Here is a 25,477-nt window from a genome sequence, read left to right as displayed (position 1 = left end):
GTTCGTCGTCTTGCTTGTCATAGACCCTACTTCTCACGAGTTGGGGTCTCCGGCAAAGCCGGGGCGGTTCAGTTTCTCTAAGATCGTTTGGGTGGCGATGGATTTTCATCGGCAACACCACGCTGCAGCTCCGATGGCACGGGATAGTGTGACAGTAATGCTTCCCTAGCCTTTTGCGGAAGCTGGACCGCCTCGACACAAGCTCGGCGCGCATTTACCTCATCTGGAGCCTTGTAATGCCCCATGGTCATGTCCAGCGGCATGTCGTCCTGCGAGTGCGCCACCACCTCTGCGATGGTCCAAGGCGAATATCCCGTTGCACCATTGTTGAGTGCATCGCTCGCGCTCGAAATGAACCAGCGCCGGAAGGAATGAAATACGACTCGGGACCGTCCATCAGATGGTCGCGGGTCATCTACCCCCACTGACTTGCGATAGGTGCCGAACGATTTGGTCAGCGGCTGTCCCCGCTCTTTCCGAGGATCGTCATTCGGCCCGAGGGGTGGAAGTTCTGGAAACAGATCATCATCAGGTTTCTTTCCTCGCGTCCGCGCATAGACCAACCCTCGTAAGTCAGGGTGGATTGGCACTAGACGTGATCGTTTCTCGCGCTTGGCACGAGCGAAACGAAAGTTATCGCCTTTACAGTCGCGTACTTTGAGCGAGATGATCACCCCCAGCCGAGCGCCTGTGAGTGCAGCAATTGCCATCGCATCATAGACGAAGGTCCGTCTTGGCTGTCCCGTGAAGAGTTTATCTAGTTCTTCAGCAGTGAATGTCCGCATTTCTTCCTCTTCATTAACAATCTTCTTCTCGACGCGCTGCCCCTTCCACACGTTGCTTTGTGCATAACCTTTTTTAACTATCCATTCCCAATAACCGGACAGACCAGACAGATATTTGTTGATGGTCGCGCCAGCCAGTCCACCTTCAACGAGCCGGCCACTCACAAACTCTCCCGCCACCCGCTTCGTCAACGCCTCCACGGTAGGGGCGTAAGATTTCGAAACCATCCAAGCCTTGAGGTAGCCAAATGCCCGCTCGAAGTCGGCTGTAGTCCGGGCGTTCCACTTCTTCTTCTCGGCCAGAAACGCCTCCATGGGGGTATCCAGCGGTGTGACCCGGCCAAAGGCGATGTCAGCGAAGGTTGCGGCGCGCACCTCACGGTCAGGACTGAATACAGGGTCGCCGTCCTCGGTGGTCACTGGCGGGCCAGCAATTTCCTCCGCGCGGAGCACGATAGCGTCAGATATGGCATCATAATCCCCATACTCATGGGGTTCCGAAGTGCGGTCTGTCTGTAGGAGCACTTGGCGAAGCGCCAATGCTTCATGTGTCAAGCTGTCAGAGGGAGATGCACTACGGTAGCGATCAATCGTGGCCTTGAGCCTCGCGATCACCGGGTGCTTGAGTTGGTTAGCTGTTACGAGGCTATCCGTAGGAAGGGCTTCCTTGAGCTTCGTCTTTCCAACCTGTTTCTGGAGATCACTGGGCACGGACACCACGACCCTCCAGCGGCCACCATTCATCCTTTCCAAATAGCTACGATCTATCCGCGCCACCGCTGTTCGCACCCCAATGCGTACCTCTATTGCGTACCTCTAGATTGCCAGCAACTCGTTGAAAGTCAACGATTATATGCCCTTAGCACTGGACTGGATGAGTATCCAGGTTCCCCAGCCAACTTCTTTTTACAGTGACAACGGCTAGCGTCATTCACCTGCGGCGATATTCATATCGATATTGCCGGGGTTCGAATGGCGTAAGGCGTTTTCTGTTTCTTTGTCGCTGTCGATCACCCGTCGAAGATCATCGGTGCAGAAGCGCGTTCCGGAAGCCGGCAGGATAACGGCCGCCCGGTTTCACAGATAGCCGGTCGAAGTCGCTTCGGGCTATTTCGTACCGCATGCGATGAGGAATTGCCGGCGTGGGAATGACGAGAGCCCCGTTGCGCCGGCAACGAGGCTCCGATAGCTCGACAGGAGCATGACGACCGCCGAGTGGCGGACGATCTCAATTGCGCAGGAAGGTCCTGAGCCGGCCGATGCCGTCGGCGAGCTTGTCTTCCGATACCGCATGGCACCAGCGAAGCCAGCCCTCGCCTTCGGGACCGAAGGCCGCGCCGGGCGCAAGCCCGAGCCCGACCTCGCGGACCAGCCGCCGGGCAAGCTCCAGCGAATTCTCATATCCGTCGATGCGCAGGAAGGCGTACATCGCGCCGCCGGCGTCGGGAACGCTGACCCGGTTCATGTCGCGCAGGCCGTCGATCAGCAGCGCGCGCGTTCTGGCCAGATGGGTCCGCATGCGCTGGACTTCGGCCTCGCCCTCGCGGATCGCCACCGTGGCGGCACGCTGGGTGGGCTCGAAGATGCACGAGAAGTTATATTCGATCAGCTTGGTCGCATCCGGCGCAAGCGCTTCCGGAACGACCATCCAGCCGATCCGCCAGCCGGTCATCGACCAGGCCTTGGAGAAGCTGTTGACCGAGATGATGCGATCGCCGTCCTCGTAATGCTGCATGAAGGACGGGGCCGCGCGCAACGCGGTGTCGTAGACAAGCCGTTCGTAGACCTCGTCGGCCAGGATCCAGATGCCGTGTTTGCGGCAATGCGCAAGGATCGCCCGGATGCTCTCGTCATCGATCATCCAGCCCGTCGGATTGTTGGGCGAATTGATGATCACCATGCGCGTGTCCGGCGTCAGCGCGGAAAGAAGCTTGTCCACATCCAGCGACCAGCGACCGTCGCTGACCGACAGCGGGACGCGATCGACATTCGCGCCGAGGATCAGCGGCGCCTCGCTGATATTGGGCCAGAGCGGCGTCACCGCCACGACCCGGTCTCCCGGCGAGAGCAGGAGTTGCAGGGCGATTTGCAGGCCGCTCATGCCGGAGCCGACCGCCAGCACCCGTTCGGGCGCGACGGTGCGGCCGCGCAACTCGCCTTGATAAGTCGCGATGGCCTCGCGCAGATAGGGACGGCCGAGGTTCTGGGAATAGAACGTCTCCCCCCTGGAAAGGGAATCGGCGGCCGCATCGCGAATGAACTGCGGCGTGGGCGTGTCGGATTCCCCGAACCAGAACGGCAGGACATCGGACGTCCCCATGGCGGCATTCGCAACCTCGCGAATGAGCGAACTGGACAGAGCCCGGACGGCGGGCCGCGCTTCGACGGCGGTGTCAAACATCTTGCGAGACTTTCGTATTATCGGTTTCCGATCAGCCGGCGGCGCCATGCATGATCGAACTCAGGAACGCCTTGGCCCTTGCGGTGCTCGGCGTGTCGAAAAGAACATCCGGCGTATTCTGCTCGATGATCTGCCCGTCCTCCATGAAGACCACCCGGTCGGCCACCCGGCGGGCGAAGCCCATCTCGTGGGTGACGACCACCATGGTCACGCCGGTTTTGGCCAGGCTCTGCATGACGTCCAGCACTTCGCCGACCATTTCGGGATCCAGCGCCGATGTGGGTTCGTCGAACAGCAGGACCGCCGGCTCCATGGCGAGCGCCCGGGCGATGGCCACGCGCTGCTGCTGGCCGCCCGAGAGCTGATCGGGATGCTTGTCCATGTGATCGGCAAGGCCCACGCGCTCCAGCAGCTGCCGGGCGCGCGCCTCGGCCTCCGCCTTCGCGATGCCGCGCACACGGATCGGCGCGATCGCGACGTTGCGCAGCACCGTCATATGCGGAAAGAGGTTGAACTGCTGAAAGACCATGCCGACCTCGGCGCGGACGAGCGCCAGGTTCTTGCCTTCCTCCACCTTCACGCCGTCGACGGCGATCTCGCCCGAGGAAATGGCCTCGAGCCGGTTGATGCAGCGGATCAGCGTCGATTTGCCCGATCCCGACGGCCCGATGATGGCGATGACCTCGCCCCGGCGGACCTCCAGGTTGACATCGCGCAGCGCATGGAACTTGCCATAGTGCTTTTCGACGTTGCGCATGGTGATGATCGGCTTTGTACCCGAAGACGCAGGCGTGTTCTGGCTCATATCGGTTGCTCCGGAAATACGACTGACGACGCCGTCAGCGCGAGGGCTTCTTGCGGGCTTCGAGGACACTGACCAGACGCACCAGCGGCAGGAGGAGAATCAGATACAGCAGTGCGGCTCCGACCAGCGGCGAGGGATTGGCGTAGAAGGCCTGCGTCTGTGTCGCCTGCTTGAGCAGGTCGGGCATGGCGACGACCGATCCGAGCGCCGTATCCTTGATCAGGCCGATCGAAACGCCCGTCGTCGGCGGCACCACCATGCGCATGGCCTGCGGCAGGATGATATCGGACATCATCCGCGTCCAGCCGAAGCCCAGCGACTGCGCGGCCTCGAACTGCCCCTTCGGCACGGCCTCGATGCCGGCGCGGAAGGTTTCGGCCATATAGGCCGAGGCGACCGCGGAAAGTGCCGCCGCCGCCGCCCAGAAGGAGGACAGGCGAATGCCGACGAAAGGCAGCGCGTAATAGACGAGGATCAGCAGCACCAAAAGCGGCACCGCCCGGAAAACGTCGATATAGGCGACGGCCAGCCAGCGCAGCGGAGCCGGGCTGTAGAGCCTGACCAGAACCAGCAGCAGGCCCAGCACCAGCGAGATGAGGAGGCTTACGGCGCCAAGCTGAATGGTCAGCCAGAAGCCCTTTAACAATAGCGGCGCGGCCTGAAGCAGCACGTCGATATTGAAGAATGTGGTGAGCAGGTCCATGCGGTCCCTCGAAAGAGCGTTCGGCCCGGAAAGATCCAAGCCGAACGTTGGTTAGGATTGATGCGCGATCAGAGGCCCGGGACCGGCAGAACCGTCACGGTGCTCGAATCCGCGGCGGCCTCGATGCCGAACCACTTCTTATGCAGCTCGCCGAGCTGGCCGCCTTCCTTCAGTTCGGAAATGATGCCGTTGACTTCTTCCAGAAGCGGGCTGTCCTTCGGCAGCATCAGGCCGAACTGCTCGTTCGTGGGAATGGTGGCGACAATGGCGTACTGCGGCTTGTCCTTGATGTAATAGGCGTCGATCGGGCAATCGTGAACGAGACCGTCAACGCGGCCGGTAGCGATATCCAGCATCGGGTCCTGGTTGCCGTCGTAACGATTGATCGATCCGAACTTCAGCTCGGCCTCGTTGTCGTTCGCCCAGATTTCGCCGGTGGTGCCGGTGATGACGGCGAGCGTCTTGCCTTCCATTCCCTCGATATTCTCGATGCCGCTTTTCGAACCGACGGTCAGGCACTGGTCGGCGTCATAGAACGGCTGCGTGAAGGCAACCGATTCAAGCCGCTGCTTCGTGATGGTGATGGAACCGATCGCGACATCGGAACGGCTCGACTGCACGGCCGCAAACAGGCTCTGGAACGGCATTTCCTGAAATTCGACCGTCTTGCCGAGCTTCTCGCCGACAAGGTTCATCAGGTCGACTTCAAAACCCATCAGGGTGCCGCTGCCGTCCTGAAACTCGAAAGGCGGGTTTGCGATATTGGTCGCGACATTGATGGAGTCGGCATGCGCGGCGGTCGCACCGGCGACGAGGAATACCGGGGCAATCAGAAACTTGAGGTTCATTGGGTCCTCCCAGGGTTTGAACTTCGGACTGTCTAACAGATTTGCGCAAAGCCAAATATCCTCTCCCGGGGGGACAGAAACACGGAAAATAGCCAGCTTTACAGGCCCGGTCACCTCCGACGGGACGATCCGCGCTCCCGATTCCCGTTCCGGCATCGATTTTCGGCATCGGCTTCCGGCAGGCGCCGGCCTCCATGAAAACGGAACGATGATCGGACTTGCCACCCCAATCATCAGATGATAATTATCAAACATCACACGAAGACAGAGAGTAGTATGAGCCGGGAAAAGCGCGCAGACGAGGTATTGGACTGGCTTGGCACAGCCATCGCCCGGGGCGATTATCCGGTCGGCCAGACCATTCCCACCGAACCGGAACTGATGCGGATCTGCGATGTCGGCCGCTCGTCGGTGCGGGAGGCGATCCGCACGCTGAGCAGTCTCGGCGTGGTGGAGACCGCGCTGCGCCGGGGAACCAGCGTGACCGAGCGCGGGCGCTGGAACATGCTCAACCGCGATGTCCTGCGCTGGGTCATGGCCAGCCGCACGCATGCCAATGATCTCATGGCCGCCATCAACGAGGCGCGTCTGGTCTTCGAGCCTGCCGCCGCGGCCATGGTCGCCGAACGCGCCGACCGGATGCAGGTCATCGCGATCGAGACCGCATTCGCACAGATGGAGGCGGCGGCGCGCGAGGGCGACACCACCGCCGCCATCAAGGCCGACCGCACCTTCCATTTCGCCATTCTCAGCGCAACCGGCAATCCGATCCTGGAAGCGTTCGACGCGGCCCTCGACGGGATCCTCGGCATCCTGTTTTCGGTCGCGGCCAATCATATGGAAAACTACCGCGCCAATCTTGCCAGTCACCTCGCCATCGTCGAGGCGATCCGCCGCCGCGATCCGGAAGGCGCCCGCGCCGCCATGACCGCCACCATCGCCTTCACCACCGGCCGCATGAAGGAGGCCGGTCTGGTCGGCTGAACCGCGAAAGCCGCCCGACGCCCGTTTTCGTTTCCATCTCGAAAGGAGAAATCGCATGTATATGAATATGAAGGGGTCGACCCATGTCCTTGCCCCCAGCGAAATCGCCCTCAAGGCCATTCCCGACGACGACCGCGTCTGGGTGCCGCAGGCGCCGGACGTCTATTTCCGCCCGATGTTCCTGAACACCCTGACCGGCCAGTGGTGCAACCTGCTCAAGGTCACGCGCTCGGGAATCCTGTCGCGCCACCTTCATCCCGCGCCGGTCTTCGGCATGGTGCTGAAGGGCAAGTGGCACTATTTCGAACACGACTGGGTCGCCGAGGAAGGCTCGTTCGTCTACGAACCGCCGGGCGAGATCCACACGCTGAACGTTCCCGAAGACTGTGACGAGATGATCACCTTCTTCAATATCTCGGGCTGTATGGTCTACCTGAACGAGGAGAACAAGCAGATCGGCTATGAGGATGTCTTCACCAAGATAGACATGTGCCGGGCGCATTATGAAAAGGTCGGACTTGGAGCGGACTATGTCGACCAGTTCATCCGCTGACTGGGCCAGAGGCTGGCTGGACGGCCGCACGGTCCTCGTGACCGGCGGCACCGGAGGTATCGGCGGCGCGCTCGCCGAAGCCTTCCGGGACGCGGGCGCCATCGTCGTCGCAACGGGCGCCACCGATCGCGAGATCGCCGAGGCCGACGCGCGCGAGACCGCGGCGGGCATCACCCACCGCATTCTCGACGTGCGCGACACCGGGAAGGTGCGAAGCTTCGTCGGGGCTTTCGAGGCGCTGGATGTCGTCGTCAATTGCGCGGGCATCATCCGCAGGGGCGAGGAACTGTCGGCGGAAGTCTTCGAACAGGTCGTCGACATCAATCTCAACGGCTCGATGCGGGTCTGCGAGGCGGCGGCTCCCCTGCTGGAAAAATCGCAAGGCTCGATCATCAACATCGCCTCGATGCTCAGCTTCTTCGGCGGCGGACTGGTTCCCGGCTATTCCTCTTCCAAGGGGGGCATCGCACAATTGACGAAATCCCTTGCCATCGCCTATGCCTCGAAGGGCATCCGGGTGAACGCCATCGCGCCGGGCTGGATCGCAACGCCGCTGACGACCGCCTTGCAGAACGATCCGTCACGCGCGGGGCCGATCCTCGCACGCACGCCGATGGCGCGCTGGGGGCGTCCTGAAGACCTGCGCGGGCTTGCGCTTTTCCTCGCAGGACCCTATGCCGCCTTCATAACCGGCGCTGTGATACCCGTGGACGGTGGCTACTCCATCAGTTGAGCACCCACGGTCCCGACATCGGAGATAAGGTTGAGAAGCAATGTCCTCGTCCAGTCTCGATAATGTGACCCTCTTGACGGCCCCCCAGAAGGTGAGGCCCGCGACGACGCGCCGGTCGGACGACGCACTGGCGCGTCTCATCCTTGCTTCGGACCAGCCCGAGTTCGAACGCCATCTGATCGAGGCGCTGCAAGGGCTGATCTCCTTCGAACTGGCGATGATTTCGCTTTACCGCGACAATGCGCTTGTGGAAGTCAGCAGCGAATCGATGCCGCATCAGATCGAAGCCAATGTGCTGGATTCCTATCTGAAGCACACGTTCCAGCACAGCCCGGTGTTCCAGATGCACCGCCAGAAGTTCCGGAACGGCTTCTACCTGATGGAGGATCTGGCGCGCCATCCGAAGCTGCGAAGGCCCTCGGCCACGACGGAAATCCTCGAGATCGACGACCGCGAGGAAGTCGGCTACCTGACAGCCGGCTGGCCCAAGCGCCTGAAGGAACTGGATATCGCCCTTCGGGTTTCCGAGCGGCATACGGTGCAGATCGCGCTTTACCGCACCGGCACGCGCGGCTTCACCGAGCGCGATCTGGCGATGGTCGAGCCGATCCAGACATCGCTCATGGCCGTCTGCCAGCGCCATTGGGAAAAGCGCGCGAGACGGCTGGAAGAGGGAGAGGATTCGATCGACGGGGCGCTGAAGCGTCTCGGGGGCGGCAGCCTCTCGGCGCGGGAACTCCAGATCACCAAGTTCCTGATCGCCGGGGTCTCCGAAAAGGACATCGCCGACCTGCTCCAGGTGGGCGCCGAAACGGTGAAGACCTATCGCAAGCGCGCCTATCAGAAGCTCTCCGTCTCCTCGCGTGTCGAACTGCTGGTGAAACTGCTGGAACTGCGCAAGGGCAATGCGCTCGCCTTCGATATCGCGGACGACAGGCCGGCCAGGACCGCATGAAGGGATGCGGAGCGCCGGGCAAAAAAACGCCCGGCGGGATGCGGGCCTGCTCAGCCGATGATCGCGTCGGGACCGGCGCCGCAGACGATGGCGCAGACCCGTTCGCCCTTTTTCAATTCGACGCGGCCCTGCTGAAGGGCGGCGATGGCGGCAGCGCCGCTGAGATCGGCGGCCAGCCCCATCTCGAACCACAGCCATTTCGCGGCCGCCGCCATTTCCTCGTCCTCGACCAGAACGATCCCGTCGACATTCTCGCGGACGATCTCGAAGATGCGGGGGTCCGTATGCGAGCAGGACATGGTGGCGACCGACGTCGTCGCGCGTCCGATATCGACGTTCCGTCCGGCTTCCAGCGACCGCAGCAAGGTCGGCGACCCGGCTGCGGCGACGCCGATAATGCGGACATGCGGCGCGAGGCTCTTGATGGCCGTCGAGACGCCGCTGATCAGCCCGCCGCCGCCGATCGCCACGAGGACGGTGTCGACATCGGCGAACTGTTCCAGGATTTCGAGGCCCACCGTCCCCTGCCCCGCGACGACCAGCGGATCGGCGAAAGGATGGAAATAGGCGGCCCCCGTCTCCTTGCAGAAGGCCAGCGCCGCTTCATTCGCCTCCTGCCAGGCGGAGCCGACGATGACGGTCTGCGCATCCCATTCCCGCAGCTTTTCGATCTTCGCCGGCGTGGCGTTGTCGGGCAGGAAGATCGTCGTCTTCACGCCCGCCAGGCGACCGGCCCGCGCGGTGGCGAGGCCATGGTTGCCGCCGGACGCGGCGACGATGCCCCCCTTCAATTGCTCTTCGGGCGTCGTGAGCAGGCGGTTCGTGGCACCGCGAGCCTTGAACGAGCCGGTGACCTGGAGAAGCTCCAGTTTCAGCATCGGCTCGACGCCGGCCGGCAGCGCCGTCTTGAGTTGGTCGGCCCGTATCATGGGTGTTTGCCGGATGTTGTTTGCAAGGCGTTTTCCGGCGGCGCGGATGTCATCGATCCCGATCATGTGAAATTTCCCGAAATTCGTGTTGGGGCCGGCTGAGGCGGCCGGATCCGGCCGCCGGTTTCATGCGCCCGGCGCGAGAATGGAGGCCGGGTACTGGCTGAGCCGCCGCTGGCTTTCGCGCAGGGCGGCGACGAGCGCCTCCTCGCGCGCCGGCTCGATGGCGACGGGCACCACGAAACACAGCGTCGCGACATTCTGCCCGAAGGTGGAGCGGATCGGCACGGCGATGCATTTGGTGAAATTGTCGAGAATGCCCGATGTGACGCAAAGACCCTGGGCGTCCGCCGCCCTCACCTCGTCGTGAAACGCGTCGGGTGACAAAGTGACACCGTTGGGCAGATTGAAATCCTCGGGCGCGATCAACGCCTCGACCTCCTCGCGCGACATATGCGCGACCAGAAGCCTGCCTGAGGCGGTCCACGGCACGGGCAGCGTGAAGCCGGGTTTCGTCTCCATCCGCAGGAGGCTGTTGCCGGGCATGGAGTGCACGATGGCGTAGCGGCTCTTGATGAGCGTGCAAAGCTCCGCCGTCTCGCCGGTGGCGCGACCGAGCCGGTTCACTTCCTCCGCACCGAGACCGATGATCGGATTCTGGCGCGCATAGGCGGCGCCGTGGAAATAGGAGGCGAGACCGAAGAAGACCTCGCCGGTGTTCGGATTGACCTCCAGGATCCCGGCGGCGGCCAGGGAGCCGATCACCTCGTAGATCGACGAACGCGGCGCGTTGAGCCGCGCCGCCAGCTGCCCGACCTGGGTCGGAACTCCGATTTCTCGCAGGACTTCCAGGATTTCGACCACGCGGTCGATTCCACGCATCCGCGAACCGGAACTTTGCGCGGTCTTTGCCAAGACACCCTTCCTTCTGCTGCCGGCCTTCTGCCGCCGGCGATTTTCCGCCTTCTTTAAACATGGTTCCGACAGAGGGTAAAGCTCTTGTCAGCTGTCCGTGTTTACATTAATAAGAACGGTATATGCAACAAGTGTCCGAAATACCGGACACTTTATCACAAAGGGAGGTAGTGATGGGCATTTTTTCTCGGTTTCGCCGCTTGGCCGGCTGCGCCGTTCTTTCCTTGGGGGTTGTGGCAGGGGTCGCCGCACCGGCGAGCGCGGAGTCGATCCTTGACCGCGTCGTCGCCGACAACAAGATCAAGGTCGGCGTCATGCTGAACGTTCCGCCCTTCGGCATGAAGTCGATCAGCGGCGAGCCGGAAGGCTTCGACGTCGACGTCGCCAATCTCATTGCCGAGAAGCTGGGCGTCGAGCTGGAAATCGTCGACACGACCTCGGTCGACCGGATTCCGAACCTGCGCTCGGGCAAGGTCGACATCATCGTCGGCACCTTCACGGGCACGCCCGAGCGGGCGAAGGTCGTCTCCTTCAGCGAGCCCTATGTGACGGCGCTGCTTGCCGCCTTCGCCGTGAAGACGGACAGCGGCATCGAATCGGCAGGGGATCTCACCACCAAGCGGATCGCGGTGACCAAGGGCACGACGCAGGACCTGATGGTCGCGCCGGAATTCCCCGAAGCGGAAATCCTGCGCTTCGACACGGAAGCCGCCGCGCTCTTCGCACTGGCGCAAGGGCAGGTCGACGCCTTCATCTGCGACGGCAACGTGCTGAACTACCAGGCCACCATCAACCCGGAGATCAAGGTCATCGTCGACGAGAAGTTCAGCAAGCTCGTCGAATACCAGCGCCTCGGCGTACCGCGCGGCGACCAGGAGTGGCTGAACTGGGTCAATATGTTCGTCTTCGACCTCAATGCCACAGGCACGAGCTACGATCTCTATGAGAAGTGGTTCAACGCCGGCATGCCCGCGCCGCTCATCCCGAACTACTGAGTGAAAGCGGCCGCCGCCCGCCAGGATCGCGGGCGGCGGCGGTCAATCGAGAGGTCGCCATGGCATTCCACTGGACAGCCATCCCCCGTTTCATCCCCCAGCTTCTGGCAGGCGCGCAGCTTACCCTGCTCATAACCCTGGCGGCCATGGCCCTTGGCATCGCGATCGGTGCGGCCATGGCGGCCGGCCGCGTCAGCCGCTTTCGTGTCCTGCGCCTACTGGCCGGTCTCTATGTGGAATTCATCCGCAATACCCCGGCGCTTCTCCAGATATTCATTCTCTTCTTCGGCATGCCGAGCCTCGGCCTGCGGATGTCCGCCGTGACCGCCGGCAGCATCGCGCTCGGCCTCAACGCAAGCGCCTATCTGGCCGAAATCTTCCGGGCCGGCCTCAACGGCGTTCCGGCCGGCAGCCGCGAGGCCGCCATAGCGCTGTCGTTCAGCCGGCTGCACATGCTGGCCTATGTCACCACGCCGCTGGCCATGCGCGCGGCCTGGCCGGCGTTTTGCAATCTCGTCATTTCGATCCTGCTTGCCTCGTCGCTGCTTTCGGCCATCTCGGTCTACGAGCTGACCGGCATCACCAACGACATCAGCACGAAGACCTTCCTGACCTTCGAGGTCTACAGCATCGCGGCGCTGTTCTACGTCGCGTTGAATATCGCCGTTTCGTTGCTGCTGGCGCTGACCGGCAGGCTGTTGTTCCCGCCGCAGTCGAGGTGAAGACATGAATTTCGCACTGGTCTGGGAAGCCCGCTGGCTTATTTTCGACAGCTTCCTTGTCACGCTCTATCTTTCCGCCTGCGCCATCGTCGGCGGAACCGTCGTGGGGATGATCGTCGCCCTGTTGCGGCAGGCCGGAATCCGGTCGCTCAACCTGGCGCTGCGCGCCTATGTCGAGCTTTTCCGGGGCACGCCGCTGCTGATGCAGCTCTTCTTCATCTATTTCGGCCTGCCGCTCGTCAGCATTCCGGTCGATCGTTTCTGGGCGGCGTTCATCGCGCTGACCTGCTTCACCAGCGCCTATGTCGCGGAGGTGTTCCGCTCCGGCATCGAGGCGATCCCGCGCGGGCAATCCGAGGCGGCGACCGCGCTCGGGATGGGTTTCTTCCACCGCTTCTTCTGGATCATCGCGCCGCAGGCGATGCGCGTGTCGCTGCCGCCGCTGATCGGGGTCTATGTCTCGGTCATCAAGGACACGTCGCTTGCAACGGTGGTGGGCTACAACGAGCTGACGCGCCGGGCGATGGAATTGATGCTGCGCTTCGGCCATCCACTCGAATTCTTCATTACGGTGGCGCTGCTTTATTTCGCAATCTGCTACCCGATCTCGAAACTCAGCGAAGCGCTCGAACGCAAGCTCACGCCGACCGCCAGATGAGCCGCAGGAAAGGATCCTCCAGATGATCGAAGTAAAGGGTGTGTCCAAGTCCTATGGCGCGCATGAGGTGCTGCGGCAGGTCTCGCTTGAGGTCGAACCGGGACAGGTCGTCGCCATCATCGGCCCGAGCGGGTCGGGAAAGAGCACGTTCCTGCGCATGCTGAACGGCCTCGAGGGCTTCAACGGCGGCTCGATCCGGATCGACGGCCATGACCTGTCCGTGCCGCGCGAGTTGCAGCAGGTGCGACGGCAGGTCGGCATGGTGTTCCAGCAGTTCAATCTCTTCCCGCATCTCACCGTCGGCCGCAACGTGACCATCGCCCAGCGGCTGGTCCTCAAGGAAAGCAAGGCCGCGGCGGAAAAGCGGGCCCGGCGCCTGCTCGATCGCGTGGAGCTTTCCGAGAAGTGGGGGTCCTATCCGAGCCAGCTTTCCGGCGGCCAGCAGCAGCGCGTGGCGATCGCCCGGGCGCTCGCCATGGAACCGAAAGTCATGCTCTTCGACGAAGCGACCTCCGCCCTCGACCCGGAACTGGTGGGCGAGGTGCTCGACGTGATGCGCTCGCTGGCATCCGAAGGGATGACGATGCTCGTCGTGACCCACGAGATGGGCTTTGCCCGCAACGTGGCCGACCGCGTCCTGTTCATGGACGGCGGCCGGATCGTGGCGGACGGTCCTCCCGGCCGCCTTCTCGACAATCCCGAGGACGAAAGGCTGATCCAGTTCCTTCGTCGTATCGGCAATCATGAACGGTCAGATCCGACGCCGGTCTCCGGCGCGCAACCGGCCTGACCGGAAGGAAGAACGATGCCCTCACAGAATGCACAAGGCGCCTCGCTTGCCGATACGACGGTTCTGGCTCCGGTCAGTCCCGGAGGGACCTATCGGACGGTGCGCAAGGTGGGAAACATGATCTATCTTTCGGGCCAGGGGCCGATGAGAGGAGGCGACGCCTACCACACCGGCAAGGTCGGGGCGGATGTCGATACCCTTGAGGCGTATCAGCATGCGCGGCTGGTCGGCCGGCAAATGCTGGCGACGCTTGAGAACGCCGGTTTCGACCTTGCCCGGATCGAGGCGGTGAAGGTCCTCGGAATGGTGAATGCCGCCCCCCTGTTCGGCGATCATCCCGCCGTCATCAACGGCTTTTCGGACTATCTGGTCGAACGGCTCGGCCAGCGCGGCGAACATGCGCGCTCGGCAGTCGGCATGGGCTCCCTGCCGCATAACATGACGGTCGAGATCGAGGCGATCTTCCACCTCATCGACTGACCCCGGAACACAGGAGGCATCCATCATGACCCGCAAAGCCGCTCACCCTCCCCTCGATCATCGCACCAAGGGCATCCCCGGGGGAACGCCAGCCTTCCCGCTGGAAACCATCGCCGAAAAGAACTGGAACGTGCTGCGCGGCGACCTGCCGCTGCCGCTTGCCATCCTGCACGAGCCGGCCGTCGCCAACAATGCGCGGTGGATGAAGGAGTTCTGCGACAAGGCGCAGGTCTCCCTCGCCCCGCATGGCAAGACGACCATGTGCCCGCAGCTTTTCCAACGACAGCTCGACAACGGCGCCTGGGCGATCACGCTCTCGACGGCCCATCAGGTGCAGGTCGCCCGCGATTTCGGTGTGAAGCGCATTCTCGTCGCCAACCAGATCGTCGATCCGCGCTTCCTCGATTTCGTCATGGGAGAACTGGAGCGCGATCCCGACTTTGACTTCCTCTGCCTCGTCGATTCGGTCGAGGGCGCCCGTTTTGCCGGAGAGGCCATCCGCGCGGCGGGATATCGCAGACGTCTGGGCGTGCTGATCGAGATCGGCGCCGAGGGCGGGCGAACGGGCGCGCGCAGCCTGGAACAGGCCAATGCGATCGCCGACGCCATCCTCGATCATGAACACGAACTGGAATTGCGCGGCATCGAATCCTTCGAGGGGATATTCGGCGGAAAGCCGGACGACAATCTCGGCAAGGTTCGCGCCCTGATGGAACGCACGACGGCGGCGGCGCGGGCGCTCGATGCGCGCGGCCTGTTCAAGGGGCCGGAAATCGTCCTGTCGGCGGGCGGGTCGTCCTATTACGACATCGTCGTCGAACACCTCGGCGCGCTCGCGCTGTCACGGCCGACGCGGGTCGTGACCCGATCCGGTTGCTACATCACCCACGACGCCCTGATGTATCGCGAATATTTCGCCTCGCTTCAGGCCCGCTCCGAAGAGGTCAGGGCCGTTGCCGGCGTCCTCGTTCCCGCGTTGCAGGTCGCCACCCGCGTGCAGTCGATGCCCGAGCCGGGACTGGCGCTCCTGACGGGCGGAAAACGCGACCTCTCCTTCGATATCCACCTGCCCGCGCCCGGCCAGTGGTTCCGTCAGGAGAGCCACCGGGCGCCGGTGCCGCTTGCCCCCGGCCATGAAATCTTCGCCCTGGCGGACCAGCACGCCTTCATGCGCGTTCCGGAAGACACGCCGCTTGCAGTCGGCGACATGGTCTTTCTCGACATCTCGCACCCCTGCACGACGTTCGACAAATGGGACATTCTCTATGGCGTCGACGCCGACTTCAACGTGACGACGGCCTATAAGACCTATTTCTAGAGCAGGACGGGGAAAGCGGGAAACGGCCTTCCGGACGCAACCGGCCGCCCTCATCCGAACGGCTGAGGGCGGGCGGTCATTTCCTCATGCGCCAAGGGCAGCAGCCTGAAGTTCACGGGCCAGATCGTTGATTTCCGCGCCGCCCGCCATCAGGCGGCGGATATCCTCACCCTCCAGATCCTCGCGCGTTCCGCTGCCGATAACCTCGCCCAGCGACAGGAAGGTGAAGCGATCCGCCACGAGCTTGGAATGGATCTCGTTGTGGGTGATGAAGATGATCGCGATATCGCCACGCGCACGAACACGCATGATGGTCTTCAGCACTTCAAGCTGCTGCTTCTGGCCGAGCGCGGAGGTGGGTTCGTCGAGGATCAGCACCTTCGCACCGAAATAGATGGCGCGGGCGATCGCCAGGGTCTGGCGCTGGCCGCCGGACATGGTGCCGACCTTCTGGCGGGGGTCGGTCAGGTTCGCGCCGATCTTGCGCATTTCGGCAAGCGCGATACGGTCCATCTGCTCCATGTCGAGAATGCCGAGGAATTCCGGCCCGACCGTCAGTTCCCGCCCCATGAAGAAATTGCGCGATACGGTGAGCAGCGGGTTGAGGGCCAGATCCTGATAGACCGTGCCCACACCGGCCTCCGTGGCATCGCGCGGGCTCCTGAAATGCGCTTCACGGCCGTCCACCAGGAGACGCCCCGCCGTCTGGCGGAAAAACCCCGAAAGGATGCGGATCAACGTCGATTTGCCGGCGCCATTGTCGCCCAGCAGCGCATGGACCTCGCCGGGATAGACATCGAGGCTGACGCCTTTCAACGCCCGAAAGGCTCCAAACGCCTTCTCGACGGCCTCGACCCGAATGATGGGCCGGGACGCTGCCGCGCCGGCTTTTTCGGCCACTGGAATGGATTGCAGGTTCATGGTCATTTTGCCTCCCGAAGCATGGGGAATACACCCTTGATGGCGATGAGGCCGACAAGCACCGCTCCGAGAAGCAGCTGGTAGATGAACATGTTCACCCCCATCAGGATCAGCCCGGCCTTGAGGGACATCAACGTCGCGACGCCGAGCAGCGCGCCCCAGGCGCTTCCGACCCCGCCGCGCAGCGAACAGCCGCCGATGACGGCGGCGGCGATCGCCTCGAACTCCAGGCCCTCGCCGGATGTCGCGGTGACCGCCGAAAGCTTGCTGACCGCCACGATGCCCGCAAGGCCGGCAAGCCCCGAACAGATCATGAAAGTCCTGATCTTGGTGGCGGCGACGGGCACGCCGCAGGCTTTCGCGGCATTCAGATCACCGCCGACGCTGAGCAGATGCGCGCCGAAGCGAGTGCGGCCGAGCGTGAAGGTCGCGACGGCCAGAACGGCGGCGCAGATCAGGATCGAATTGTGCAGGCCGAAGGAGGTCCCGCTCAAAAACAGGATCAATCCGGACTCTCGCACGGTTTCCGGAATGGAGATCGGGAAACCGCCCGTGAAGAACTGGATGAGGCCACGATAGACGAAGAGGAAGCCCAGCGTCACGAGCAATGACGGCAGGCCGAACACCCAGCTCAACACGCCGTTCAGCGCGCCGATGCCAAGCGCGACGGCCATGGCCACGAGGAAGGATGCGGGTGCGCCAAGCCCCAGTTGCAGCATGAGAACGAAGACGAGGGCCGTGAAGCCGAAGACCGAACCGACCGACAGGTCGAATTCCCCGGAGGTGATGAGCATCGCCTGGCCGATGGCGATCAGGCCGAGCCAGGAAATATCGCGCAGCAGGGTCGGCACATTGTCGAGCCAGACGGTCGGCAGGATCGCGGCAAAAGTGACGAACAGGCCGAGGCAGCCGAGGATGGCGATGGATTCCGCCGGTGGTGTCAAGGAACGGTGCATGGGATTTCCCTTCCGGAAGGCGCCGTCAGTTCAGGCGACCGTTCACGAGGCGCGAGGACACGAGGAAGCCGATGAGGATCAGGCCGACGAAGGCCACATACCAGGAGGTGGGCGCGCCCATCATCATCAGCCCGCCCTTCAGCGACGAGAGAACGAAGACTCCAAGCACCGCACCCCAGGCCGAGCCGATGCCGCCCCGCAGTGTGCACCCTCCGATCACGGCCGCGGCGATCGTCTCCAGTTCCATCAGCTTGCCGGACGTCGCATAGATCGTTCCCTCGCGACAGACGGCGACGACCGCTGCCAGAGCGGCCAGCGACGAACACAGGGAAAAGGCGATGATCTTGACCCGCGCGGGGCTGATGCCGTTGGCCGCCGCACTTTGCGGCTCGCCTCCCACGGAGAAGATGTGATTGCCGAGGCGGGTGCGCGCCAGCATGAAGACGGCCGCAACCATGACGACCAGCAGGATGAGGATGGAATGGCTGACACCCGCCGTACGTCCGCCGAGCATTTCGATCACCGCGCTGTCGCGCAGCGGGCGCGGGGTGGAAAGGCTATGGCCGGCGGTCATCAGGTAGACGCAGCCGCGATAGACGAACATCCCGCCCATGGTGACGATCATCGAGGGGACGTGAAACCATGTGGTGAGAGCGCCATTGAGCGCACCGATGAGAGACGCAACCGCAACGGCGAGGATCGCCGCAAGCGCGACATCGCCGGTCTGGCCCATGAACCAGATGAAGCCGACGCCGGAAAAGGCATAGACCGAGCCGACGGAGAGGTCGACCTCGCCGGAGGTCATGAGGACCGCCTGGCCGATGGCGACGATGCCGACGCCGGCGGTGAGAATGAGGAGGCTCGGCAGGTTTTGCAGCCAGAGCCCCTTGGTCGCGATCGTGAAGAGCAGAGCGACGGCGACAGCGCCCAGGATGACGCTCGCCTCGATCCGGTCTTTGAACAGACTGGTCATCTTTCCGTCCTGATATCGTCGATGGCGGTCGAGGCGCAGCCGTCACGGCTGCGCCTGCGGGAGGAAGCCTGGAGCGGCTTCGGTTTTCCCTGAAACGCGAAACCGCTCCATCTCTTTGTTTCAGCCGCATTTCCGGACGCAAAACCGCTTCGCACTTTTGCTGGAAATGCTCCAGACGGCTCAGAACGGAGAGAGTTCCGCATAGCCGTCTTCACCGAAGGCGGTGAGCGCCAGGTCCTTGAACATCTGCGCGTTCGCGGCGTCGATCACGAGCGGGCCGGTCACGATCGGCTGCACCGGCGCCATGCCGGTTTCCTTGTATTGATACATGATCTCATAGGCGAGCGGGCCCTGGATCGGGAACTCCTGGCTGAAGGTGGCGAAACAGAGCCCGGCCAATACGCATTCCAGCGACGAGGGCGATTCGTCCGAGGTGAGCACCTTCACGTCGGTGCGCCCCAGCTCGGCCAGTACATCGGTGATCCACTTATTCTGCGGCGAGGAGCCGAAGACCGCGCCGACATCCGGATTGGCCGCGAGGTAGGAACGGATGACGTCCATCGCCGCCGTCGGTTCGTCGCCGACGGCGACCTTGTCCGTGGGAACGCCGTCCGGCATCGAGGCGAAGAAGCCCTCGGCGCGCATTTCATGGCCGGCATGGCCGAGATGCGCCATGAGATAGGCCACGCGCTTCGGCGTCTCCTCCTGAAGCAGGCGCTCGCCCATGCGCACGCCGATGAGCCGCTCGTCGGCCCCCACCCACGTCAGATAGCTGCCTTCGAGCTTCTTGTTGTCGGCTTCCGTCGGCGGATGCGAGGTGACGGAGACGACTGGAATGCCGGCCTCCCTGGCGGTCTTCAGGCCCGGCAGCAGGGCGTCGGGATTGGAGATATGAAGCGCGATGCCATCGGGCTTGGCGTTGATGATCGTATCGAGAAAGCGGGCGTGTTCGGCGGGATCATAGGCCTCCGGGCCGAGATACTTGATCTCGACGTTCGGGTGCGACTTCATGTAGGCCTCGCCGGCCTTCACATGCAACTGGACGATCGAGTCCGTCATGCTCCAGAGCAGGTGGTAGAACGTATATTTCTTCTGTTCTTCCTGCGCCTGCGCCGAGCCGGCGGCAAGCCCCAGCGTCAATGCGGATGTCGCAAGAAACATCTTCAGACAGGATTTCAGCAATTTTTCCTCCCTCTCAGCGAAAACGCTGAATGAACACGCCCTGCGGGATCGTCAGGGCCCTCCTCCGGATCGATTTGACTGACGCTGACCGCCTCCCTTCGATCCTCCCGACGTCATCGATGACACAGAGAATACATCATTGGCAACTTTTTGCTTCACAAAAGTCAAAAAAAGTTTCAAATCAGCTAAAAAATACATCATAATACATCATTTCCTTGCTAAATCTGAAGAATATCCAGATCAGTCAAGAAAATGATGTAAAATGATATATTATAATAATGCCGGCAGCCTCCGGCTCAGCCCGCAGCACCCGGCTGGCCGAAGTTCGGGATGTTGAAGCGGGTATAGACCGCGAAATCCAGCAGGATGCTGTCGCGCGCCGGCGCTTCCGGCTCGGCGACCGCCTGCCGCAACGCCTCGGAAAGCAACGCGAAGGGGTTCTGGGTGATGGCGAAATCGAGGCTGCCCTCGCGCAACAGCGGCGCGATCGTCGAATTGACCTCATGTCCGACGAGGAAGAGATCCGCGGCGCGGCCGGCCTCCTTCAAGGCCTCCACCAGCCCCTGATTGCCCGCCCCGACATTGTAGATCGCCCCCAGAGCCGGCTGATCCTGGATCAACCGGCGCACGGCCTCATGCGTCATCGCGGGGCTGTCTTCTCCAAGAGCCTCGCCGGCGATGACGAGCTTCGGAAAATGCGCGCGAAGGGCGGTCCGGAAGCCGATTTCCCGATCCTCATGGCAACGGAAGGCCACATCGCCAAGCGCCACACCGACAAGCGTGGGACGATCACCGAGGGCGCGGCCGATCAGGAAGGCGGCGGTCTGCCCCGCCGCCCGGTTGTCGATCCCGACGAATACATCGCGGGCCTCGATATCGAGGTCGGAAACGAAGGAAACGACACGCTTTCCCTTCGCCCGCGCGTCCCGGAGCAGCGCAGCGATGCGCTCGGTGTTCTTCGAGGCGACGATGATCGGCCGGTCAACCCTCGCACACACCTCTTCGAGCACGGGAAGCATGTCGTCCTCCCGCGCCTGATACATGTCATGAAAATCGCCCGGCGCGCCCGCCAGCTCCCATCCCTGGGCAAGCTGGGCCGTCATCCCCTTGCCCAGCCTCATGACGATATCGACCCCGGCGCGCACCTCGTCCTGCCGCGTCGCGCTTGCCGCAAGCCGCCGAAGCGTTTCCTCGACGACCGCGCGCGTTCGCGGATGAACGCGGCCGCGGCCATTTAGAACCCGATCCACCGTCGCCCGCGACAGGCCGGATTCGCGCATGATTTCCGCTATGCTGACTCGCCGCATCCCGCTCTCCTTCCGCAGATACGTCACAATGCATCTATTTCAGGATCCTGCAAGCCCATCCCTATTATGATTTGCAATATTGACGCGATATGATGCATAATTAAAGCGATATAATTCCGTTTTGACGTGTAAAGATACATTCCTGTTGCGAAAGCCGTCTCACTGTGGTCTTGAATAGTGTCAAGGTCCGCCAGCCGGCCGAACGGGAGACGCACGAACTTCGCCGCATACGCCCTCTGCAAGTCACCTTGCGGAAGGCTGGATCGCGCCGCCGGTTCGTCGATCCCGAAACATCAATGCCTCAGGGAGAGTCGATCATGGACGATCAGCAATACGGCACACGCGACAAGCGCGGACACTGGAAGCCGAACGAACCGCTGACCAATCCGCCGGTTTTCGTTTTCCCCCCGAAGCCGCTGGCCTTCCTGAAATGGCTTCCAAGCTACTTCCTGCCCTGGAACGTCATCTTCATGGCCTCGGCCCTGGCATTCTGGTATTATCTGACGCCGGACACCGAAACGCTGAAGACCCTGGCCCCGGGCTGGATTCTTGCGATATTCGCACGGAATGCCGTCGCCGTTTTCCTGTTCTACGGCGCCTTCGAGTTGCTGCTCTACATCAAACGCCGCCAGGCCAACCGCTTCAAATACAATCCCGTCTTTCCCGGCGATACGAAGAGCGACGTGTTCTGGTTCAAGTCGCAGAACATCGACAACATGCTCCGCAGCCTCGGTTCGGGCGTGCCGATCTGGACCGCGTTCGAGGTCGGCATGCTCTGGGCCTTCGCCAACGGCTATGCGCCCATGGCGGACGTCATGACAAATCCCCTCTGGCTGGCTGCGATCATGCTGCTGACGCCGGCTTTCCACGAGTTCCATTTCTACCTCGTGCATCGCGCGATCCATGCGCCGGTGCTCTACAAATATGTCCATTCCGTCCACCACAACTCGGTCAATCCCAGCCCGTGGTCGTCGCTCTCCATGCACCCGGTCGAGCATCTGCTCTATTTCTCCGGCGTGCTGGTGCATCTGTTCATCCATTCGCATCCGGTCCTTGCGCTCTATCATCTGCATCTCGCCGGATTCGGCGCGGTCGTCGGCCACGTCGGCTTCGACAAGATCGAGGCCGGCGCGGAAAGCGCCGTCGATACGCATTCCTTCGCGCATTACCTCCATCACAAATATTTCGAGGTCAATTACGCCGACGGCCTGATCCCGCTCGATCGGTGGTTCGGCACCTGGCACGACGGCACCAGGGCCGGCGACACCGCCATGAACGAACGCTGGCAGAAAAAGATGCAACGCATGAACGCCCGCAAGGCTTCCCGCGAAGGAGAAAACGTATGACCGGCCCGTTGAGCGTCGCCGACCTGCGCGCCCTGAAAGGCAAGCGCCAGATCCTCACGCTGCATGTCGACACCCCCGCGGAAGCTGCGGCCGCGGAAGCGGCCGGCATCGAGATGTTCACCGGCGAGGCGGATGCCGGACTTGCGGCAATCCGCGCCGCCGCGCCGCGGACGTTCATTCAGGCCGCCCATGCGCAGGGCGTCATCCATGACGAGTCCAGCGCCGTCCGCGAGGGCTTCCGGGCGCTGGAACTTGGCGCAAGCTGCATCTATTTCGCCGGCTCGTTGCGGCTTGTCGAGGCCATGGCGCGCGAGGGCATTCCCGTCAGCGGCCATGTCGGCCTCGTCCCCCGCCTTGCCACCTGGACCAACTATCGCGCCGTCGGCAAGACGCCGGAAGAAGCCGCCGCCGTCTATCGCAAGGTCAAGGACTACGAACAGGCCGGCGCTTTCGCCGTCGAGATGGAAGTCGTCCCGGTCGCGATCGCCGACTGGATCACCCGCTCCACCTTCCTGATCACGCTCGGCATGGGATGCGGCGCCGTCTGCGACGCGCAATATCTCTTCTCCTGCGACATACTCGGCACCGGCGCCAGCCGCATGCCGCGCCACGGCAAGCAATATGCGGATCTCGCCGCAGAGGAGGCCCGCCTTCAGCGGATGCGCATAGAGGCCTTCCGCGCCTTCGCCGAGGACACCCGCTCCGGCGGCTATCCCGAACCCCGGCATGAAATCCACGTCGGCGAGGACATCCTCCACGCCGCCAGGGCTCTGATTTCCTGACGGTCGTCGATATAGTCCCGCGCCCGAGATCCGGCAATGCCGGAGCGTTGCGTTCGTATGGCCGATCTATAGTTTCACGCCGGCGGCGTCCTCATAGGTCGCCAGGACCAGATCAACCGCAGCGATGAGGACGCTCTCCGCGCTATCGGCTTCCTCCGGTGCGATGAACGGCAGATACTGGTGCAGCACTGTTTCGGGAATTTTCACCTCGTCGAGCGCGGCCAGAAGCCTTGCGACCGCCGCCGCCGCTTCCGGCTGGGCCCAATAGTAGCGAATGCGGTCGCTGTAGCTGAAATGGCGCTGAAGGCGAAGGGCGGTCTCGTCGCCGTGATAGTAGCCGCTCCAGTAGCCGGGCGAGGCCGTCATCAGCGCTTCCATCGCCTTGGCGAGCGGGCGGTCACCGTAACCCGGCACCAGTTCGCCCGCGACGAGATCGAGACCGTAGAGCGCTTCGCGATAGGCGAAGGTCAGGCCGGGGCCGACCTTCAGGATCGGGTAGCCGTCGCCCACCAGCGCCGCAAGCGCCTCCTCCGTCTGGTAGTCCGTGGAATGGGCCTCGAAGACCAGATCCTGCTCCTCGTCGAGGAGCGCGCTGAGGGTCGCGGCGCGCTGCGGATCGTAGGCGATCACATTGTCGCTGCCAAACTCGACGCCAGGCTGAACGACGAAGGCGATGACGCGGGCGAAAACATCGGCCAGTCCCGCTTTGGCGAAGGCTTCGCGATGGACGGCGATGGTTTCGCGCGCCGCTTCCGGCGCGGTCGGCTCGACCACATCGAGCGCATGATCCGCGCCGCCGGGGATCGGCACCTCCGTCCCGAGGATATAGACCGGCGGGGCAAAGCCAGCGCGCGACGCCGTGCGCTCGGCGACAGCGCAGAGCGCGGCGGCGCGTTGAGCCACGGTATGGTCGTCAAGCGCGACAGGTTCGCCGGCGCAGCCCATCGAGGCATCGAGGTGGATCTTGCCGAAGCCGGCCGCCACATAGGCCTCGACCATGTCGGCCGCCTTCTTCAGCGCGGTTTCCGCCGGCTCCTTGCGCCAGGGATTGGGGCCGAGATGATCGCCGCCGAAAATGATCTGCTCGCGGCGCGCGCCCTCCTCGGAAGCGATTTTCTCGACGAAGGCGACGAAATCGGCCGGGGTCATGCCCGTATAGCCGCCGAACTGGTTGACCTGATTGCAGGTCGCCTCGATGAGGACGGGACCGCCGCTCCTGGCCGCCCGTCGCAACGCAGCGCGAAGGACGACCGGATGGGCGGAGCAGACGGAGGCGATGCCGTAAGGGCGTCCAGCGCGGCGCGCGGCGGCAAGTCCGGTCAAGACGGTGTTCATGCCTCTGTCTCCCGGCCTGCGGCCGCAATGAACCGATCGAGTTCGACTTTGCTGGAGACACCCTCCATGGGGCCTTGTTTCGTCACCGTGCGCGCGCCGGCGGCATTGGCATAAAGCAGCGAACGGGCGGGCGACAGACCGGCGCGCCGGCTGGTGAGATATGCGGCGCCGAAGCAATCCCCGGCTCCGGTCGGATCGACCTCCTCAACCGTGAACGCCGGGCAGTCAACGCGCCCGAAGACCTTGCTGTAATGCGTGGAACCTTCATCTCCGCGTTTCAGGACAATCTCGCGAACACCTTTGGCGAGCAGCCTCTCGACGGCCTCGCCCTCGTCCACCGCATCGGCGGCGACAAGCAACTCTTCGCCGGAGGGCAGCAGCAGGTCGGTAATGGAAAGCATCGCGTCCAGCCGCTTGCGGGCCTCCGCCCCTTGCATGATCTCCTTTCGCAAATTGGGATCGAAGGAAACCGAACCGCCCCGCGCCTTCACGATCGAGACAGCCTCGCTGAGGATCGACCAGAGGCCGGAGATTGCGAAGGCGGACCCCATGACGTGCACATTTCCTGCGCGGGAAAAAAGCGCCTTCGCAGCTTCGGTCATGGTCACTTCGCCAGCGGCCGAATGCTTGATGTTGTAAACGAAATCGCGCGAGCCATCGGGTCGGTAGCGAACAAAGGCGCTGCCGGTCGGCTTGTCTGCGCTGACCGTGACGGCCGTAACGTCGACGCCATCGGCCTTGAGACGGTCGAGGTTCAGCCTGCCGAAGTCGTCATCCCCGACCGCCGCAACGATCCCGCAACTCCCCCCCATTTGCGCGACCTGATCGATGAAGATCGCAGGCGCGCCGCTCGGGAACGGTCCGACAAGCGCTTGCGGCGCCAGAAATCCGTTGCCGATCGTCGTCGCCATGATCTCCACGAGGATTTCGCCGACCGTCACGGTCGGACCCAATGCCTCGGGCGCCAAGGGATTGTCTCTTTCCACGTTAGCCTCCGTCGATACCCATCCGCATTGGCGGATGCGATCTGATTGAACTCGATATGGCGCGTTTTCACCAGCGCAAAGGCGGGCAGGTCCCGGCATCCGTCTGCGCCGCCCC

At 63.0% G+C, this 25,477-nt stretch carries 26 protein-coding genes; 12 read left to right on the top strand and 14 right to left on the bottom strand.

Going from position 1 to position 25,477, the window contains the following annotated elements; translation table 11 throughout:
• Positions 1-77: 77 nt before the first annotated feature.
• The 5 genes from KYK29_RS16780 to KYK29_RS16760 all read right to left on the bottom strand — a co-directional run bounded on the left by KYK29_RS16780 (position 78) and on the right by KYK29_RS16760 (position 5,542).
• Positions 78-1,529: a site-specific integrase gene (locus KYK29_RS16780; RefSeq protein WP_367881002.1), complete on the bottom strand. Its 1,452-nt coding sequence runs from the start codon at positions 1,527-1,529 to the stop codon at positions 78-80.
• Between the two features lie 484 nt (positions 1,530-2,013).
• Entirely contained in the window at positions 2,014-3,186 is a 1,173-nt protein-coding gene (locus KYK29_RS16775) for a pyridoxal phosphate-dependent aminotransferase (protein WP_254692041.1), read from the bottom strand.
• A gap of 31 nt (positions 3,187-3,217) precedes the next feature.
• On the bottom strand, positions 3,218-3,991 hold the full coding sequence (locus KYK29_RS16770) for an amino acid ABC transporter ATP-binding protein (RefSeq protein ID WP_302795592.1): 774 nt from the start codon (positions 3,989-3,991) through the stop codon (positions 3,218-3,220).
• A gap of 34 nt (positions 3,992-4,025) precedes the next feature.
• A complete protein-coding gene (locus tag KYK29_RS16765; protein ID WP_254692040.1) occupies positions 4,026-4,694 on the bottom strand; it encodes an amino acid ABC transporter permease in 669 nt (222 codons plus the stop codon).
• Positions 4,695-4,762: 68 nt separating this feature from the next.
• Positions 4,763-5,542, bottom strand: coding sequence for an ABC transporter substrate-binding protein (locus KYK29_RS16760; RefSeq protein ID WP_254692039.1), 780 nt, complete (start codon positions 5,540-5,542; stop codon positions 4,763-4,765).
• A gap of 276 nt (positions 5,543-5,818) precedes the next feature.
• Here KYK29_RS16760 and KYK29_RS16755 point away from each other — a divergent pair, with 276 nt between their 5' ends.
• From KYK29_RS16755 to KYK29_RS16740, 4 genes are all read left to right on the top strand, one after another.
• The gene (locus tag KYK29_RS16755) at positions 5,819-6,526 is read left to right on the top strand and encodes a FadR/GntR family transcriptional regulator (protein ID WP_254692038.1); all 708 of its coding nucleotides are present in this window, start codon (positions 5,819-5,821) and stop codon (positions 6,524-6,526) included.
• A 61-nt stretch (positions 6,527-6,587) separates the two neighbouring features.
• Positions 6,588-7,079, top strand: coding sequence for a 2,4'-dihydroxyacetophenone dioxygenase family protein (locus tag KYK29_RS16750; protein ID WP_254692049.1), 492 nt, complete (start codon positions 6,588-6,590; stop codon positions 7,077-7,079).
• Positions 7,057-7,812, top strand: coding sequence for an SDR family NAD(P)-dependent oxidoreductase (locus tag KYK29_RS16745; RefSeq protein WP_254692037.1), 756 nt, complete (start codon positions 7,057-7,059; stop codon positions 7,810-7,812). The genes KYK29_RS16750 and KYK29_RS16745 overlap by 23 nt, the downstream gene beginning before the upstream one ends.
• A gap of 40 nt (positions 7,813-7,852) precedes the next feature.
• Positions 7,853-8,767 carry a helix-turn-helix transcriptional regulator gene (locus KYK29_RS16740; protein WP_254692036.1) on the top strand — a complete coding sequence of 305 codons (915 nt, stop codon included), beginning with the start codon at positions 7,853-7,855 and terminating at the stop codon, positions 8,765-8,767.
• A 50-nt stretch (positions 8,768-8,817) separates the two neighbouring features.
• Here KYK29_RS16740 and KYK29_RS16735 read toward each other — a convergent pair whose 3' ends face one another.
• Both KYK29_RS16735 and KYK29_RS16730 read right to left on the bottom strand, forming a co-directional pair.
• Positions 8,818-9,762: a threonine ammonia-lyase gene (locus tag KYK29_RS16735; RefSeq protein WP_254692035.1), complete on the bottom strand. Its 945-nt coding sequence runs from the start codon at positions 9,760-9,762 to the stop codon at positions 8,818-8,820.
• 60 nt (positions 9,763-9,822) lie between these two features.
• A complete protein-coding gene (locus KYK29_RS16730) occupies positions 9,823-10,611 on the bottom strand; it encodes an IclR family transcriptional regulator (protein WP_254692034.1) in 789 nt (262 codons plus the stop codon).
• Positions 10,612-10,784: 173 nt separating this feature from the next.
• On the opposite strand from KYK29_RS16730, the gene KYK29_RS16725 reads away from it, so the two are divergent.
• The 6 genes from KYK29_RS16725 to KYK29_RS16700 are packed head-to-tail and all read left to right on the top strand — an operon-like array spanning position 10,785 to position 15,574.
• Positions 10,785-11,606 (top strand): transporter substrate-binding domain-containing protein, encoded by an 822-nt coding sequence (locus tag KYK29_RS16725; protein ID WP_254692033.1) that lies wholly within the window; start codon positions 10,785-10,787, stop codon positions 11,604-11,606.
• Positions 11,607-11,665: 59 nt separating this feature from the next.
• Positions 11,666-12,328, top strand: coding sequence for an amino acid ABC transporter permease (locus tag KYK29_RS16720; protein ID WP_254692032.1), 663 nt, complete (start codon positions 11,666-11,668; stop codon positions 12,326-12,328).
• A 4-nt stretch (positions 12,329-12,332) separates the two neighbouring features.
• Positions 12,333-12,986, top strand: coding sequence for an amino acid ABC transporter permease (locus KYK29_RS16715; protein WP_254692031.1), 654 nt, complete (start codon positions 12,333-12,335; stop codon positions 12,984-12,986).
• A 13-nt stretch (positions 12,987-12,999) separates the two neighbouring features.
• Positions 13,000-13,776, top strand: coding sequence for an amino acid ABC transporter ATP-binding protein (locus KYK29_RS16710; RefSeq protein ID WP_367881005.1), 777 nt, complete (start codon positions 13,000-13,002; stop codon positions 13,774-13,776).
• A 15-nt stretch (positions 13,777-13,791) separates the two neighbouring features.
• Complete coding sequence (locus KYK29_RS16705; protein ID WP_254692029.1) at positions 13,792-14,256, top strand: RidA family protein; 465 nt, start codon at positions 13,792-13,794, stop codon at positions 14,254-14,256.
• Between the two features lie 25 nt (positions 14,257-14,281).
• The gene (locus KYK29_RS16700) at positions 14,282-15,574 is read left to right on the top strand and encodes an amino acid deaminase (RefSeq protein ID WP_254692028.1); all 1,293 of its coding nucleotides are present in this window, start codon (positions 14,282-14,284) and stop codon (positions 15,572-15,574) included.
• Positions 15,575-15,658: 84 nt separating this feature from the next.
• Here KYK29_RS16700 and KYK29_RS16695 read toward each other — a convergent pair whose 3' ends face one another.
• The 5 genes from KYK29_RS16695 to KYK29_RS16675 form a co-directional block, all read right to left on the bottom strand.
• Positions 15,659-16,495: an ATP-binding cassette domain-containing protein gene (locus KYK29_RS16695; RefSeq protein ID WP_254692048.1), complete on the bottom strand. Its 837-nt coding sequence runs from the start codon at positions 16,493-16,495 to the stop codon at positions 15,659-15,661.
• A 2-nt stretch (positions 16,496-16,497) separates the two neighbouring features.
• The gene (locus KYK29_RS16690; RefSeq protein ID WP_254692027.1) at positions 16,498-17,451 is read right to left on the bottom strand and encodes an ABC transporter permease; all 954 of its coding nucleotides are present in this window, start codon (positions 17,449-17,451) and stop codon (positions 16,498-16,500) included.
• 25 nt (positions 17,452-17,476) lie between these two features.
• A complete protein-coding gene (locus KYK29_RS16685) occupies positions 17,477-18,424 on the bottom strand; it encodes an ABC transporter permease (protein ID WP_254692026.1) in 948 nt (315 codons plus the stop codon).
• Positions 18,425-18,604: 180 nt separating this feature from the next.
• A complete protein-coding gene (locus KYK29_RS16680) occupies positions 18,605-19,606 on the bottom strand; it encodes a substrate-binding domain-containing protein (protein ID WP_254692025.1) in 1,002 nt (333 codons plus the stop codon).
• 296 nt (positions 19,607-19,902) lie between these two features.
• Entirely contained in the window at positions 19,903-20,913 is a 1,011-nt protein-coding gene (locus KYK29_RS16675; RefSeq protein WP_254692024.1) for a LacI family DNA-binding transcriptional regulator, read from the bottom strand.
• A gap of 317 nt (positions 20,914-21,230) precedes the next feature.
• Between KYK29_RS16675 and KYK29_RS16670 the strand changes: the two genes are divergently transcribed.
• Both KYK29_RS16670 and KYK29_RS16665 read left to right on the top strand, forming a co-directional pair.
• Complete coding sequence (locus KYK29_RS16670; RefSeq protein WP_254692023.1) at positions 21,231-22,259, top strand: sterol desaturase family protein; 1,029 nt, start codon at positions 21,231-21,233, stop codon at positions 22,257-22,259.
• Positions 22,256-23,041: a 3-methyl-2-oxobutanoate hydroxymethyltransferase gene (locus tag KYK29_RS16665; protein WP_254692022.1), complete on the top strand. Its 786-nt coding sequence runs from the start codon at positions 22,256-22,258 to the stop codon at positions 23,039-23,041. Before KYK29_RS16670 ends, KYK29_RS16665 begins: the two co-directional genes overlap by 4 nt.
• A 66-nt stretch (positions 23,042-23,107) precedes the next feature.
• Here the strand turns inward: KYK29_RS16665 and KYK29_RS16660 are convergent, their stop codons facing one another.
• Together KYK29_RS16660 and KYK29_RS16655 are read right to left on the bottom strand one after the other, a co-directional pair.
• Positions 23,108-24,376: a D-tagatose-bisphosphate aldolase, class II, non-catalytic subunit gene (locus tag KYK29_RS16660; RefSeq protein WP_254692021.1), complete on the bottom strand. Its 1,269-nt coding sequence runs from the start codon at positions 24,374-24,376 to the stop codon at positions 23,108-23,110.
• Complete coding sequence (locus tag KYK29_RS16655; protein ID WP_254692020.1) at positions 24,373-25,362, bottom strand: tagatose kinase; 990 nt, start codon at positions 25,360-25,362, stop codon at positions 24,373-24,375. Before KYK29_RS16655 ends, KYK29_RS16660 begins: the two co-directional genes overlap by 4 nt.
• Positions 25,363-25,477 lie beyond the last annotated feature (115 nt).

The sequence above is a fragment of the Shinella daejeonensis genome, assembly GCF_024281235.1.
GTDB classification, from domain to species: Bacteria; Pseudomonadota; Alphaproteobacteria; order Rhizobiales; family Rhizobiaceae; genus Shinella; species Shinella daejeonensis.
This window is presented reverse-complemented; position numbering and strand designations above follow the sequence as displayed.

What these genes read in the sequence shown, in the direction of transcription:
- KYK29_RS16765 (WP_254692040.1), bottom strand. Translation starts at nt 4,694, where the DNA reads ATGGACCTGCTCACCACATTCTTCAATATCGACGTGCTGCTTCAGGCC.
- KYK29_RS16685 (WP_254692026.1), bottom strand. Translation starts at nt 18,424, where the DNA reads ATGACCAGTCTGTTCAAAGACCGGATCGAGGCGAGCGTCATCCTGGGC.
- KYK29_RS16665 (WP_254692022.1), top strand. Translation starts at nt 22,256, where the DNA reads ATGACCGGCCCGTTGAGCGTCGCCGACCTGCGCGCCCTGAAAGGCAAG.
- KYK29_RS16770 (WP_302795592.1), bottom strand. Translation starts at nt 3,991, where the DNA reads ATGAGCCAGAACACGCCTGCGTCTTCGGGTACAAAGCCGATCATCACC.
- KYK29_RS16745 (WP_254692037.1), top strand. Translation starts at nt 7,057, where the DNA reads ATGTCGACCAGTTCATCCGCTGACTGGGCCAGAGGCTGGCTGGACGGC.
- KYK29_RS16705 (WP_254692029.1), top strand. Translation starts at nt 13,792, where the DNA reads ATGCCCTCACAGAATGCACAAGGCGCCTCGCTTGCCGATACGACGGTT.
- KYK29_RS16735 (WP_254692035.1), bottom strand. Translation starts at nt 9,762, where the DNA reads ATGATCGGGATCGATGACATCCGCGCCGCCGGAAAACGCCTTGCAAAC.
- KYK29_RS16725 (WP_254692033.1), top strand. Translation starts at nt 10,785, where the DNA reads ATGGGCATTTTTTCTCGGTTTCGCCGCTTGGCCGGCTGCGCCGTTCTT.
- KYK29_RS16755 (WP_254692038.1), top strand. Translation starts at nt 5,819, where the DNA reads ATGAGCCGGGAAAAGCGCGCAGACGAGGTATTGGACTGGCTTGGCACA.
- KYK29_RS16660 (WP_254692021.1), bottom strand. Translation starts at nt 24,376, where the DNA reads ATGAACACCGTCTTGACCGGACTTGCCGCCGCGCGCCGCGCTGGACGC.
- KYK29_RS16700 (WP_254692028.1), top strand. Translation starts at nt 14,282, where the DNA reads ATGACCCGCAAAGCCGCTCACCCTCCCCTCGATCATCGCACCAAGGGC.
- KYK29_RS16690 (WP_254692027.1), bottom strand. Translation starts at nt 17,451, where the DNA reads ATGCACCGTTCCTTGACACCACCGGCGGAATCCATCGCCATCCTCGGC.
- KYK29_RS16720 (WP_254692032.1), top strand. Translation starts at nt 11,666, where the DNA reads ATGGCATTCCACTGGACAGCCATCCCCCGTTTCATCCCCCAGCTTCTG.
- KYK29_RS16715 (WP_254692031.1), top strand. Translation starts at nt 12,333, where the DNA reads ATGAATTTCGCACTGGTCTGGGAAGCCCGCTGGCTTATTTTCGACAGC.
- KYK29_RS16750 (WP_254692049.1), top strand. Translation starts at nt 6,588, where the DNA reads ATGAATATGAAGGGGTCGACCCATGTCCTTGCCCCCAGCGAAATCGCC.
- KYK29_RS16775 (WP_254692041.1), bottom strand. Translation starts at nt 3,186, where the DNA reads ATGTTTGACACCGCCGTCGAAGCGCGGCCCGCCGTCCGGGCTCTGTCC.
- KYK29_RS16780 (WP_367881002.1), bottom strand. Translation starts at nt 1,529, where the DNA reads ATGAATGGTGGCCGCTGGAGGGTCGTGGTGTCCGTGCCCAGTGATCTC.
- KYK29_RS16675 (WP_254692024.1), bottom strand. Translation starts at nt 20,913, where the DNA reads ATGCGGCGAGTCAGCATAGCGGAAATCATGCGCGAATCCGGCCTGTCG.
- KYK29_RS16670 (WP_254692023.1), top strand. Translation starts at nt 21,231, where the DNA reads ATGGACGATCAGCAATACGGCACACGCGACAAGCGCGGACACTGGAAG.
- KYK29_RS16695 (WP_254692048.1), bottom strand. Translation starts at nt 16,495, where the DNA reads ATGAACCTGCAATCCATTCCAGTGGCCGAAAAAGCCGGCGCGGCAGCG.
- KYK29_RS16740 (WP_254692036.1), top strand. Translation starts at nt 7,853, where the DNA reads ATGTCCTCGTCCAGTCTCGATAATGTGACCCTCTTGACGGCCCCCCAG.
- KYK29_RS16760 (WP_254692039.1), bottom strand. Translation starts at nt 5,542, where the DNA reads ATGAACCTCAAGTTTCTGATTGCCCCGGTATTCCTCGTCGCCGGTGCG.